The 12,527-nt window shown below is 61.2% G+C and carries 11 protein-coding genes; 3 read left to right on the top strand and 8 right to left on the bottom strand.

Annotated features, from left to right (window positions below; all coding sequences use genetic code 11):
- Nucleotides 1-327 precede the first annotated feature (327 nt).
- A complete protein-coding gene (locus DFO58_RS09820; protein ID WP_113607817.1) occupies nt 328-1,761 on the bottom strand; it encodes a bifunctional dTDP-4-dehydrorhamnose 3,5-epimerase family protein/NAD(P)-dependent oxidoreductase in 1,434 nt (477 codons plus the stop codon).
- Nucleotides 1,758-2,780, bottom strand: a complete 1,023-nt coding sequence (gene rfbB / locus DFO58_RS09815) for a dTDP-glucose 4,6-dehydratase (protein ID WP_120990441.1) — start codon at nt 2,778-2,780, stop codon at nt 1,758-1,760. Before rfbB ends, DFO58_RS09820 begins: the two co-directional genes overlap by 4 nt.
- A gap of 102 nt (nt 2,781-2,882) precedes the next feature.
- On the opposite strand from rfbB, the gene rfbA reads away from it, so the two are divergent.
- Nucleotides 2,883-3,791: a glucose-1-phosphate thymidylyltransferase RfbA gene (rfbA, locus tag DFO58_RS09810; protein ID WP_120990439.1), complete on the top strand. Its 909-nt coding sequence runs from the start codon at nt 2,883-2,885 to the stop codon at nt 3,789-3,791.
- Nucleotides 3,792-3,993: 202 nt separating this feature from the next.
- On the opposite strand, the gene DFO58_RS18215 is transcribed toward rfbA, so the two are convergent.
- Complete coding sequence (locus tag DFO58_RS18215; RefSeq protein ID WP_183043149.1) at nt 3,994-4,266, bottom strand: hypothetical protein; 273 nt, start codon at nt 4,264-4,266, stop codon at nt 3,994-3,996.
- A 79-nt stretch (nt 4,267-4,345) separates the two neighbouring features.
- Here DFO58_RS18215 and DFO58_RS09800 point away from each other — a divergent pair, with 79 nt between their 5' ends.
- Nucleotides 4,346-4,942 (top strand): hypothetical protein, encoded by a 597-nt coding sequence (locus tag DFO58_RS09800; RefSeq protein ID WP_181728160.1) that lies wholly within the window; start codon nt 4,346-4,348, stop codon nt 4,940-4,942.
- A gap of 100 nt (nt 4,943-5,042) precedes the next feature.
- Here DFO58_RS09800 and DFO58_RS09795 read toward each other — a convergent pair whose 3' ends face one another.
- From DFO58_RS09795 to ilvD, 5 genes are all read right to left on the bottom strand, one after another.
- Complete coding sequence (locus DFO58_RS09795) at nt 5,043-5,741, bottom strand: class I SAM-dependent methyltransferase (RefSeq protein WP_113607822.1); 699 nt, start codon at nt 5,739-5,741, stop codon at nt 5,043-5,045.
- Between the two features lie 138 nt (nt 5,742-5,879).
- Nucleotides 5,880-6,911 carry a ketol-acid reductoisomerase gene (gene ilvC / locus DFO58_RS09790; protein ID WP_047118871.1) on the bottom strand — a complete coding sequence of 344 codons (1,032 nt, stop codon included), beginning with the start codon at nt 6,909-6,911 and terminating at the stop codon, nt 5,880-5,882.
- Nucleotides 6,912-7,054: 143 nt separating this feature from the next.
- The gene (ilvN, locus tag DFO58_RS09785) at nt 7,055-7,573 is read right to left on the bottom strand and encodes an acetolactate synthase small subunit (protein ID WP_053797884.1); all 519 of its coding nucleotides are present in this window, start codon (nt 7,571-7,573) and stop codon (nt 7,055-7,057) included.
- A gap of 3 nt (nt 7,574-7,576) precedes the next feature.
- Nucleotides 7,577-9,460: an acetolactate synthase large subunit gene (locus tag DFO58_RS09780; protein WP_047118869.1), complete on the bottom strand. Its 1,884-nt coding sequence runs from the start codon at nt 9,458-9,460 to the stop codon at nt 7,577-7,579.
- A gap of 299 nt (nt 9,461-9,759) precedes the next feature.
- The gene (gene ilvD, locus DFO58_RS09775) at nt 9,760-11,463 is read right to left on the bottom strand and encodes a dihydroxy-acid dehydratase (RefSeq protein ID WP_120990435.1); all 1,704 of its coding nucleotides are present in this window, start codon (nt 11,461-11,463) and stop codon (nt 9,760-9,762) included.
- A 511-nt stretch (nt 11,464-11,974) separates the two neighbouring features.
- Here ilvD and DFO58_RS09770 point away from each other — a divergent pair.
- Complete coding sequence (locus DFO58_RS09770; protein WP_053797881.1) at nt 11,975-12,436, top strand: hypothetical protein; 462 nt, start codon at nt 11,975-11,977, stop codon at nt 12,434-12,436.
- The last annotated feature ends 91 nt before the right edge of the window (nt 12,437-12,527 follow it).

Below are 12,527 nucleotides of genomic sequence, written 5' to 3'. Positions count from 1 at the left end.
CAATCGGTTCATTCCCCAAATATGACTGCGGATGGATCCCCCGACCAATCCGCGTGTTTTCATCCTAGGCTCGCAGTAGATAAAAATCACCATATTTCAGGCCGCTGCGGCAATTCCAAGTACAACTACGCGATAAATCAAGTACTAGTGCACCGAAGCCCCGAAACCTCTGAATTTGGCGGACGCCCTCGCGATAAGGTCCTGACTAGAAGATTTGTAACTTCCATCAAGTTTGCGAACCCTTCTTTTACTTGCGCGCTGTCACGAATCCCTCGAACACAGGACGACTTACTCGTTATTTACTGAGTTACGTGGTGTGTCCGATAGTTAGTCGACCATTTGATTGGCATCCGACTTTGCCTTAAGATATTCCGCCAGACGAACTAAGTACGAAGACGGGCTGTACCCGGTTCCTCGGATCTTTTCGAGACTAAAAGTACTATTCCTAGGACGTGGCGCTGCCAGGTCAACTGAGCGTGAGTACTCGCTTGCGGACGTTGGCTTCACCTGCTCTGGATCGTGTCCAGTGAGTTCATAGATCGTTCTCGCCACTTCGAACCAGCTGGTAGCCGGACCGTCGCATTGAAGATGGTAGACACCGCCAAGCTGCCCCGTATCGATCAGGTGCAGAATGGCTCCAGCCAAATCCTCTGCAAAGGTCAGCCTTCCGAATTGGTCGTCAATCACCTGCGGCGAGATGCCGCGCATTGCTAGCTTGAACATCGTGTCGACGAAGTTCTTGCCATCCCCGACAACCCAGCTCGTTCGCACCACCGTGTGTTCGGGGTGTGAGGAAACTGCGGCCTCGCCGGCGGCTTTGCTTTGGCCATATACGCCCAGTGGTGCAAGGGGATGGTCTTCGCCCACGTACTCGTCTTTTCCGTCGAATACGTAGTCCGTGGATACGTGAACAAGCTTCACATCATTCTGGGTGCAGCGGGCCGCCAGATCCGCGACAGCTGTGGCGTTGACCCGCCAAGCATTTCGTCGGCCTTGAGGATTTTCGGCCTCATCCACGGCTGTCATGGCCGCGGCATTAATGACATGGCTGTACGTAGACCAAGGGAAACCGTCGAGGAAATCAGGCCTTTCCAAATCGACCTCGGCGCGAGTGAACACCTCGATCCGCGGATCCTGCTGGCCCATTTGTGCAAGCGCACGTCCCAATTGCCCGTTGCCGCCGAAGACCGCAATTTTCTTTGGCAACACCGGCTTGGCTTTGTCCAACATCGGATGGTTCCGATCCGCGTCGGAGATCACCGCTTCTTCGATAGCAATCGGCCAAGCGATTCCCAAAGCGGGATCCGCCAGGTTGACGTAGCTGTACTCCGAGCGGGCCTGTTCGGTCCAGTGCTCGGTCACCAAGTACGAATAGACCGTTCCTTCTTCAAGAGTCTGGAATCCGTTAGCGACCCCTCGCGGAATGAACAATGCAGAGTCCGGCCCGACAACTGCGGTGTGGACTGCGCCGAATCCCGGACCGGGGCGCAAATCCACCCAGGCTCCGAAAATCTTGCCGGAGAGCACCGAGATGTACTTGTCCCAGGGCTCTGCATGAAGCCCCCGGGTCGTTCCGCGCTCGGCGTTAAAAGAGACGTTGTTCTGCACCGGGCGAAAGTTGGGAAGCCCCGCGGCAACCATTTTTTCGCGTTGCCAGTTTTCCTTGAACCACCCACGCGCGTCTCCGTGCACGGGCAGCGTCAGTTCCAGCAGACCCGCGATCTCGGTTGGTTGGACGATCAGCTCTTTGGCCTCGTTCATGCGGTAGCCGCCTGAGAAGCGTTGCGGAGTTGCTGCGCATATCGACGCTCCGTGTTCGCCTTGCTCGGCTCCCACCAGGCCTGATTACTCCGATACCAGTCAATGGTCTGCGCGAGGCCGCGCTCAATGTCCGTGTACTCAGGCACCCAGCCCAGCTCGGTACGCAGGGCCGTGGAATCGATGGCGTAACGCAGATCATGGCCCGGGCGATCCAGCACATGCTCGAACGCATTCTCCGGCTCGCCCATGAGCCGCAAGATCATCTTCAGTACCTCGACGTTGTTGCATTCACCATCGGCGCCGATCAAATAGGTGCGTCCGGCCTGTCCCTTCTCGACGATACGCTGGACCGCCGAGGAATGGTCCCGAACATGGATCCAGTCGCGGACGTTGGTTCCGTCGCCGTAGAGCTTCGGCGTTTCCCCGATCAGGACATTGGTGATCTGTCGTGGAATGAACTTTTCGACGTGTTGGAACGGGCCGTAGTTGTTGGAGCAATTTGAAAGCGTCGCATTGATGCCGAATGACCGCACCCACGCGCGCACCAAAAGGTCACTGGATGCCTTGGTTGACGAGTACGGGCTCGACGGATTGTAAGGAGTGGTTTCGGTAAACCGCTGCGGGTCATCCAGCGCCAGGTCGCCATAGACTTCGTCGGTGGAAATATGGTGGAAACGCACGTTGTGCCGGCGTACGGCTTCAAGCAGTTCAAAGGTACCCACGACGTTGGTCCGCACGAAGACCCCTGGATCATGCAGCGAGTTATCGTTGTGCGATTCCGCCGCGAAATGCACAACGACGTCGTGCTTCGCGACCAGTTCGTCCACGAGAGCCGCGTCGGCGATGTCGCCGACGACTAGTTTGACCCTGTTGCCTGGAAGGCCTTCAAGAGACAGCCGATTGGCCGCATAGGTCATCTTGTCGAGGATGGTGATGGCGCTGTCGGAGTGCTCGATCATGTGGTGGACATAGTTGACCCCAATGAATCCCGCTCCCCCAGTCACAAGGATTCTATTCATAGCCCTACGCTAACCAGCAATACGCGCGTGATGTGCAGACCTAGAGAATTTCGAGTACGGATACTCTGACAACCAGTATTGCGCCGTTGCTAGGCTCGACTCATGAGGGGAATCATACTTGCTGGGGGAACTGGGTCGCGCTTGCACCCAATTACGAAGGGCATTTCAAAACAACTGGTGCCGGTCTTTGATAAGCCCATGATCTACTACCCGCTATCTACATTGATGCTGGCTGGTATTCGGGACATTCTGATCATTACGACGCCTCAGGACGAGGCCCAATTTCGAGACTTGCTCGGCGATGGTTCGCAGTTCGGGATCGAGCTTAGCTACAAGGTGCAGCCAAAACCGGAGGGGCTGGCACAGGCGTTCATTATCGGTGACGAACACATCGGGGACGAGTCTGTTGCCCTGGTGCTGGGAGACAACATCTTCCACGGACCGGGCTTCGGTACGCAGCTGCGGAAATATGTAGACCAGCCGGGGGCCACGGTGTTCGGATACTGGGTCAAGGATCCGCGGGCCTATGGTGTGGTGGAATTCGACGAATTCCACCGAGCAATCTCGCTGGAGGAAAAGCCGGCAGAACCGAAGAGCCACTACGCAGTGCCGGGGTTGTACTTCTACGACAATTCCGTGGTCGGCAAGGCGCAAACGCTTGCGCCTTCACCGCGTGGCGAATTGGAAATCACGGACATCAACCGCCTGTATCTTGACGAGGGAAACCTGAATGTGAATGTCCTCGCGCGGGGCACCGCGTGGCTGGACACCGGGACTTTCGAGTCGCTGAACGACGCGTCCAATTTCATTCGTACCGTCGAGGCACGGCAAGGCTTGAAAATCGGCGCACCGGAAGAAGTCGCCTGGCGCCAGGGGTTCATCGATGACGCCCATCTGCGCGATCTGGCCGTCGCGCTGGGCAAGAGCGGCTACGGCGATTATCTCAATGAGCTGCTCGATCACAGCTTCGCAGACCCATATCATGCGGCCACGGATCCGCTCGGCGTCTAGGCACGTTCACATACGATACATACAGATGCGGGAGTCTTGGAACAACCACACGATTGTTCCAAGACTCCCGCCATCATTTTGCCAAGTCGCGGCAGACCTACCCCTTGTAGTGGCCAGTTCGACGTCTTCGTCAGCACGGTCCTAATGGCGGCCAAACCTACCTGCCTGCCTCGACATCGTGCATGATCGTCAGTTTGTTGCATCAGAGCGTACCTGGATGGCAGCCGACTTCTCCAATATAGATGACCTTGGAAGTATGCAGGAATGCACGCAGCTGAAATACAGCCAGACCTTTGGTTTCCAGCGAACAGGTGATTTTCTTCGATCTGATCTGGTCACGAGAATGATAAACGGCATCCGGAGGGAGCACTGTCGAGCCCAGTGCATACCGCACAAGATGGTTCGCCAAGACCTCGGACCAGCCGCCACGCTGCTTGTTTGCCACGACAGGAAACCGAGTTTCTCCAAGGTTCATCGATCGACTAGACTCACCTTTGACATGAGTATTTTCATCTCGGTCATCATCACTTCCTGGGGGAAAAATGAATAAGATCATGCAGCGGGCACTTGTCGTCCTCGCTTCCGGTGCGCTCGTCTTCTCGGGTGCATCAGCCGCCACGGCGCAACCACAGGTGGCTGCGCCAACCGCTATCAGCGTGGTTGCCGCTAAGAAAGCGCCGGCAGTTTCAATCCAGAAGATCGGCAACAAGTCCGTTTCCGGATCGGCCAAGGCCACCATCAAGCCGAGCTATTCGAAGGCGAAGAACGTCAAGGTCAAATCCGCGACGCTTACCGTGAAGAAGGGCTCCAAGACTGTCGCCAAGAACAAGGCCTCAGTGAAGCTGTCTACCGGGACGTACAAGGTTACGACGTCGGTCAAGTACCAGCTCAAGGGCAAGACCTCGACGGTGAAGAAGACCGAAACCGTGAAGGTGACCAAGAAGGTCACGAAGAAGACGCCGGTTTCCAAGAAGGGCTACGGTTACAAATGCCCCGCCGGCTATCCGGTCAAGGGCAACCGCACTGGCAGCAATAAAGAGTGGAAGTACCACGTCAAGGGCGGCGCATTCTATGACCGCACGAAGCCCGAGGAATGCTTCAAGAACACCAGCGATGCCCGCAAGGCCGGCTACCGAGCTTCTAAGCGCTAATTTCGGCTAGCCCCACCAACGGCCGGGCACGAACGCGATCTTCGCGTTCGTGCCCGGCCTTTGTCGATCAATCGATTGCTTCCTATCCCGATGCAGCTGTTCAGGTTCGAAGAGAGAAGAAAAGAAAACTCAGGAACGAATCGCGCTCGCGCAGCTTCTCCGGCACGATCTGCTCTGGCGCATCCTTGGAATACGGCGGTTCCCAAATTCTCTCGATGCTGAACCCAGCCTGCAGAAAGGCGTTGGCCATTTCGTGCAGGGGGTGGTGCCAGTAGGTGAGCTCTGCGGGCTGTCCGTTGAAGGTGAATTCGTCGGTGTACTGCGTCGCCTCGAAGTAGTCCTTGCCCGGATGGTTCCACGGATAGAGGAGTGGATGGTTCACCGAAAGGATCAATCGACCGCCCGGTTTCAGGATTCGACGCACTTCCAACAACGCCTCGTGCCACGTCGGCAGGTAGTGGAAAACGAGCGAGGCCACCGCATCGTCAAAGGTGTCCGATTCGTAAGGCAGAGCGTCACCAAGTCGGGCGACGCTCAGCTCGACGTCCTCCCCCACTCTGCGCTGTGCCAGATTGATCATCGCGACACTCGAGTCGAAGCCCTCGACGCGGGCACCACGATCCACCAGGGCCGCCGCCAGCGGTCCCGACCCGCAGCCGATGTCCAGGATCCTGCGCCCTGAAACGTCTCCGGCAAGCTCCAGCATCGCGGGCCGCTCATAGTAGGCGTTGAGCAGGCTGGAAGCGTTCTCGTCCGAATAGGCCTGTGCGAAATCGTCGTAGTTGGTCTGCGTGGTCACCGGTCAGCTCCTTTGGTTTTCACCGAGCCTAGTGACCAGACCTGAAATTTCCCGGAGAATGACAAGGCGCCTGTTGCCGGCATTAATCATGCCGGCAACAGGCGCCTTGGTCGTGAAGACTGCCCGGTCAGGTTCCGCTTAGCGGGCTACGGAACCGTCAACGTAGTCATCGCTCGATGCGTCCGAGATCCAGGAGAACAGCGAGCGCAGCTCGCGGCCGGTGGTCTCGATCGGGTGGGCTTCGCCCTTGGCGCGCAGTTCCAGGAACTCCTTGGCGCCGTTGGCCTGGTCATCCATGAAGCGCTTGGCGAAGGCTCCGGACTGGATGTCGGCCAGGACAGCCTTCATGTTCTCCTTCACCTCCGGCGTGATGACGCGCGGGCCGGAGACGTAGTCGCCGTACTCCGCGGTGTCGGAGATCGACCAGCGCTGCTTGGCGATGCCGCCTTCCCACATCAGGTCGACGATCAACTTCAGCTCGTGGAGCACCTCGAAGTAGGCGATCTCCGGCTTGTAGCCGGCCTCGGTCAGCACCTCGAAGCCGTACTGCACCAGCTGCGAGGTACCGCCGCAGAGCACAGCCTGCTCGCCGAACAGGTCGGTCTCGGTCTCTTCGGTGAAGGTGGTCTCGATGACGCCGGCGCGGGTGCCGCCGATGCCAGCTGCGTAGGACAGTGCCAGGTCCTTGGCGCCGCCGGTGTAGTTCTGTTCCACGGCGATCAGGTCAGGGATGCCGCGGCCTGCCTCGAACTCGCGGCGCACGGTGTGGCCCGGAGCCTTCGGGGCAACCAGTGCAACGTCGACGTTTGCCGGCGGCTGGATGAAGCCGAAGCGGATGTTGAAGCCGTGGCCGAAGAACAGGGCGTTGCCCTCTTCCAGGTTCTCGGCGATCGAGTCGGCGTAGACCTTGGCCTGGACCTGGTCCGGGGTCAGGATCATGATGACGTCGGCCCACTTGGCGGCCTCGGCAACGGTGGCGACCTTCAGGCCTTCGGCCTCGGCCTTGGCGCGGGACTTGGAGCCCTCGGCCAGGCCGACAGTGACGTCCACACCCGAGTCGCGCAGGCTCAGTGCGTGCGCGTGGCCCTGGGAGCCGTAGCCAATGATGGCTACCTTCTTGCCCTGGATGATCGAGAGGTCTGCGTCGTCGTCGTAATACAAATCAGCCATGTGAATTGCTCCTTGGTTGTTTCGGAACGAAAGTTTCTGTTGCTGGCACCAGCATCTATGTTCAAGTCTGGTGCCTTGGATTGTGAAATTTGGTGTTCGTGTCCGAAGAAGTCATATTCGCCTTCTTCGGACACGCTTCGGCGCTAGGCCGAAAGGCTCTTCAGGGCCCTGTCGCTCATCGACTTGGAACCGCGGCCCACGGCCAGGGTTCCTGCCTGGACGATCTCGCGGATGCCGAAGGGCTCCAGCACCGAAAGCAGCGCCTCGATCTTGGCCGCGTTGCCGGTGGCCTCGATGACCAGCGAGTCGGTGGCCACGTCGATCACCGACGCGCGGAACAGCTCAGCGGCCTGGGTGACCTGCAGCCGGGTGGCGGCGTCGGCGCGGACCTTGACCATGATGTGGTCGCGCTGCACGGAGGATTCCGGCAGCAACTCCACGATCTTGATGACGTTGATCAGCTTGTTCAGCTGCTTGGTGACCTGCTCCAGGGAGTCCCCCTCGGCGTCGACCACCACAGTCATGCGGCTGATGCCCTCGATTTCCGTGGGTCCCACGGCCAGCGAGTGGATGTTGAACGCACGGCGGGCGAAGAGGCTGGCAACTCGGGTGAGTACGCCGGGAACGTCTTCGACCAGCACGGACAGCGTGTGCTTTGCCATTCTCTAGTCTTCCTCTTCCCATTCTGGGGTCATGCCCTTGGCGATCTGGATCTGGTCGTTGCTCACTCCGGCGGGGACCATCGGCCACACCATGGAGTCCGCGGAGACCACGAAGTCGATGACCACCGGGCGGTCGTTGATCTCCAGCGCCTTCTGGATGGTGGCGTCGATGTCCTCGTCGCGTTCGCAGCGCAGACCCACGCAGCCGTAGGCGTCGGCCAGCTTCACGAAGTCCGGAACGCGCGCGGTGCCGTGGCCCGTGTTCAGATCCGTATTCGAGTAGCGTGCGTCGTAGAACAGGGTCTGCCACTGGCGGACCATGCCCAGCGAGGAGTTGTTGATCACCGCGACCTTGATCGGGATGTTGTTGATGACGCAGGTGGCAAGCTCCTGGTTGGTCATCTGGAAGCAGCCGTCGCCGTCGATCGCCCAGACCACGCGGTCCGGCTGGGCCACCTTGGCACCCATGGCCGCTGGCACCGAGTAACCCATGGTGCCCAGGCCCGCGGAGTTCAGCCACGAGCGCGGACGCTCGTACTTCACGAACTGCGCGGCCCACATCTGGTGCTGGCCCACGCCGGCGACGTAGACGCCCTCCGGGCCGGTCAGCTCGCCGATGCGCCCGATGACGTTCTGCGGGGCAGACAGGCCGTCGTGGGTCTCGGTGTAGCCGATCGGGTAGGTTTCGCGCAGGCGGTCCAGCAGCGACCACCAGTTGGACAGGTCCTGCTGCGGCTCGGTCTCGAACCGGGTCTGGCAGGCCTCGATAAGCTGCGGGATGATCTCGTCAAGCGATCCCACGATCGGCACGTCGGCCACGCGGTTCTTGGAGATCTCCGCCGGGTCGATGTCCGCGTGGATCACCTTGGCGTTCGGCGCGAACGAGGACAGCACGCCGGTGACGCGGTCGTCGAAGCGGGCGCCGAGGGTGATCAGCAGGTCGGACTGCTGCAGCGCGGTCACCGCGGAGACGGCGCCGTGCATGCCCGGCATGCCCACGTGCTGCGGATGCGAATCCGGGAACGCCCCGCGGGCGGTCAGGGTGGTGACCACCGGGGCGTTGATGAACTCGGCGAAGGCCTTGAGTTCCTCGTGCGCGTTGGCCTTGATGACGCCGCCGCCCACGTAGAGCACCGGGCGGGTGGCGCCGGCGATCAGCTTGGCGGCTTCGCGCAGTTGCTTGTTGTGGCCGCGGGTGACCACGCGGTAGCCGGGCAGCTCGACCTTCGGTGGCCACGAGAAGGTCATCTGCGAGGTCTGGGCATCCTTGGTGATGTCCACCAGCACCGGGCCGGGACGGCCGGTCTGCGCCAGGTAGAACGCGCTGGCCATGACCCGCGGGATGTCCTCCGGGTCGGTCACCAGGAACGCGTGCTTGGTGATCGGCATGGTGATGCCGACGATATCGGCTTCCTGGAACGCGTCGGAGCCGATGAAGGCGCTGTTGACCTGACCGGTGATCGCCACCATGGGCACGGAGTCCATGTTGGCGTCCGCCAGTGCGGTCACCAGGTTGGTTGCGCCGGGTCCGGAGGTGGCGATGCAGACGCCGACTTCCCCGCTGACCATGGCGTAACCCTGTGCGGCATGGCCGGCACCCTGTTCATGGCGGACCAGGATGTGATTGACCTTGGTCGAGTCCATGAGCGGGTCATAGGTGGGAAGGATGGCCCCGCCTGGTAACCCGAAGACGTCCTTGACGCCCAATTCTTCCAGCGAGCGGACGATGGCTTGTGAGCCCGTCATCTGCGTGGGAGCAACGATGTTATTCGGACCCTGGACCGGGTTCGAAGCTTCCACGACGGAAGAGACAGCGGCGGCGGCATCCTTGGGTCGACTAATTGACTTCGCAACCGACGCCGGATTGGCGGGTGTGGAGTTGCTCATCTGGATCCTTTCCATTTCTATCTCTTCATCTGCGCATAAAAAACGCCCCACGGCCGTCACTGCTGACGAAAGGGGGCTGCGCGTCACCGACGTCCTGCTTGGCGGCAGAACTGGTCTCAGGCTCCGCGCCTGATAACTAGTAGTACATCGGTGGTTGTTTGCATGTGTCTAATCTTTCTTTACCTAGTGGTAAAGATCAACTCGCACCCCGTGCCATCTCATTATATGAGACGAATGTCCATTGGGTGGACGCATGACACGCCCACCCGCGGACAAACTCCTGATTTTCCCCGCGGCCGCTAGCCGCAATAGGCGCCTGTGGAAGCCGACTTCACCAGCTTGGCGTACTTGGCCAGCACGCCGGAGGTGAACTTGGCCGGCAGCGGCTCCCAGCCGACCTTGCGGGCCTCGAGTTCCGCCTCGTCGACCAGCAGGTCGAAGCTGCGCGCCTGCATGTCCACGCGGATCCGGTCCCCGTCCTTCACGAACGCAATCGGTCCCCCGTCCACGGCCTCCGGAGCCACGTGCCCGATGCACAGGCCCGTAGTGCCTCCGGAGAACCGGCCGTCGGTCAGCAGCAAGACGTCCTTGCCCAGGCCCGCGCCCTTGATGGCGCCGGTGATGGCGAGCATTTCGCGCATGCCCGGCCCGCCCTTGGGCCCCTCGTAGCGGATCACCACCACGTCCCCGGCCTGCAGCTCGCCGCGGTCCAGCGCATCCAGGGCGCCCTGCTCGCGCTCGAAGACGCGGGCGGTGCCCTCGAAGACATCCGCGTCGAAGCCAGCGGACTTCACCACGGCCCCCTCCGGGGCCAGCGTCCCGTGCAGGATCGCGATGCCGCCGGTTTGGTGGATCGGGTCCTGCATGGCGCGCAGGATCTTCCCGTCCGGATCCGGCGGGGCGATGTCCGCGAGGTTTTCCGCCACGGTCCTGCCGGTGACTGTCAGGCAGTCACCGTGCAGCAGCCCCGCATCCAGCAGCGCCTTCATGACCACCGGGACGCCGCCGATGCGGTCCAGGTCGTTCATGACGTAGCGGCCGAAAGGCTTCAGGTCCGCCAGGTGCGGCACCTTGTCGCCGATGCGGTTGAAGTCCGACAGCTGCAGATCCACCCCCGCCTCGCGGGCGATGGCCAATAGGTGCAGCACCGCGTTGGTCGAGCCGCCGAAGGCCATGAGCACCGCGATGGCGTTCTCGAAGGCCTGCTTGGTCATGATGTCGCGGGCGCGGATGCCCTGGCGCAGCATCTGGACCACGGCCTCGCCGGAGCGCCGGGCGAACATGTCACGGCGGCGGTCGGCCGAGGGCGGGGCGGCGGAACCCGGAAGGCTCATGCCCAGCGCCTCGCCGATGGAGGCCATGGTGTTGGCCGTGTACATGCCGCCGCAGGCGCCTTCACCGGGGCAGATGGCCTTCTCGATGCGCTCGAGGTCGGCCTCGCTCATCTTGCCGGCGGCGCAGGCGCCCACCGCCTCGAAGGCGTCGATCAGGGTGACGTCCTTTTCCGTGCCGTCCTCCAGCTTCACCCAGCCGGGCATGATGGAGCCGGCGTAGAGGAAGACCGCCGAAAGGTTTAGCCGGGCGGCGGCCATCAGCATGCCGGGCAGCGACTTGTCGCAGCCGGCCAGCAGGACCGAACCGTCGAGGCGTTCGGCCATCATCACGGTTTCCACCGAGTCGGCGATGACCTCGCGGGAAACCAGGGAGAAGTGCATTCCCTCGTGGCCCATAGAGATGCCGTCGGAAACGGAGATGGTGCCGAACTGCATTGGGAACCCGCCGCTGGCGTGGACGCCTTCCTTGGCGCCCTGCGCCAGGCGGTTCAGCGAAAGGTTGCACGGGGTGATTTCGTTCCACGAACTGGCGATGCCGATCTGCGGTTTGGCGAAGTCCTCATCCCCCATGCCGACCGCGCGCAGCATGCCGCGCGACGGAGCAGCGTGGATGCCGTCGGTCACTGCACGCGACCGCGGCTTGATGTCCGGGCTGGAGTCATGGCTCATAAAACATCATTCTAGGAGTCAATATGACCACTTGGGCAACCCATGACGCGCACATGACACAAATAGGTTGCCGAAAGCACTGATCAGATTGTCCAAAACGCTGCACTCCGGGAAGGTACGCCGCTTCTCCTGGTCTTGTTGCGGTGGCACGCATGCCCGGCCGGCAAGCGGAAAATGCTGACGCACTTCCCCCTCCCCGCCCTCCAACCCCTCCTGCCTCCCTGTTCCCGGTGAAGGATTCATGGGCCGTGGCACTCTATTCCGGTCCGATGGGACAAGCTCAACGTCGTGCCGCCCCATCGCCACCGCTGCCTTGCGTGCGCCCGGTACACCACCTGTAGACACGTAGGCAGGGCCCCTCGGTGCTACGGCAAGCGGAGCGCAACGGCACGAAATATTCTCGGTGCGCTCGGGCCACTAACCGCTGATCTGGTGTCGTTCACCTGAGAATTCCATGTGGCCAGCCCGCTGACTCACCGGCCTGTAGGTATTACTTAGTAGAGTGAGATACATGGACACCAGCCCAGCCGAGAACCCGACCGAGCAAGTCAAGACCCGCCTGCACCATGTCTTCGACTCGCAGATCCCGAATTTCGCCAGCTACAACCTGGTGGCCGGAACCGGCATCGCCGGCTCCGGAGGGCTCAAAGTCATCGGCTATCGCCGGCAGCCGGCCGAACTGGTCCTCGCGCCGGTCAACTCCAGCGATCTCACCGCTTCCGAAGACGCCATCACGATCAACAACACCAACGTCAACCAGCTCGCCCTGCTCAATGACGGCGAGTACGAGGTAGCGACCTCCACCGGACGGGTATTCCGATTCTCCATCCCGCTGCACCCGGGCATCGATCTGCAGCTCGATGACGCCGTCTCGCTGTCGGCGGTCATCGACCAGGAAGACGATGCCAAGGACTTCGCGGATTTCATGGACCACTTCATGAACACCATCGAGGGCACCGAGAACTTCGTTTAACAGCCCGCACCTAGGCCTGGAAAGAACAACCCCGACGCCACTGCCCCGGCATCCCGCACCCCAAAGGGGGCAGGATGCCGGGGCTGTTGCG

Source organism: Arthrobacter sp. AG1021 (genome assembly GCF_003633665.1).
In the GTDB taxonomy this organism is placed as follows: domain Bacteria; phylum Actinomycetota; class Actinomycetes; order Actinomycetales; family Micrococcaceae; genus Glutamicibacter; species Glutamicibacter soli.
This window is presented reverse-complemented; position numbering and strand designations above follow the sequence as displayed.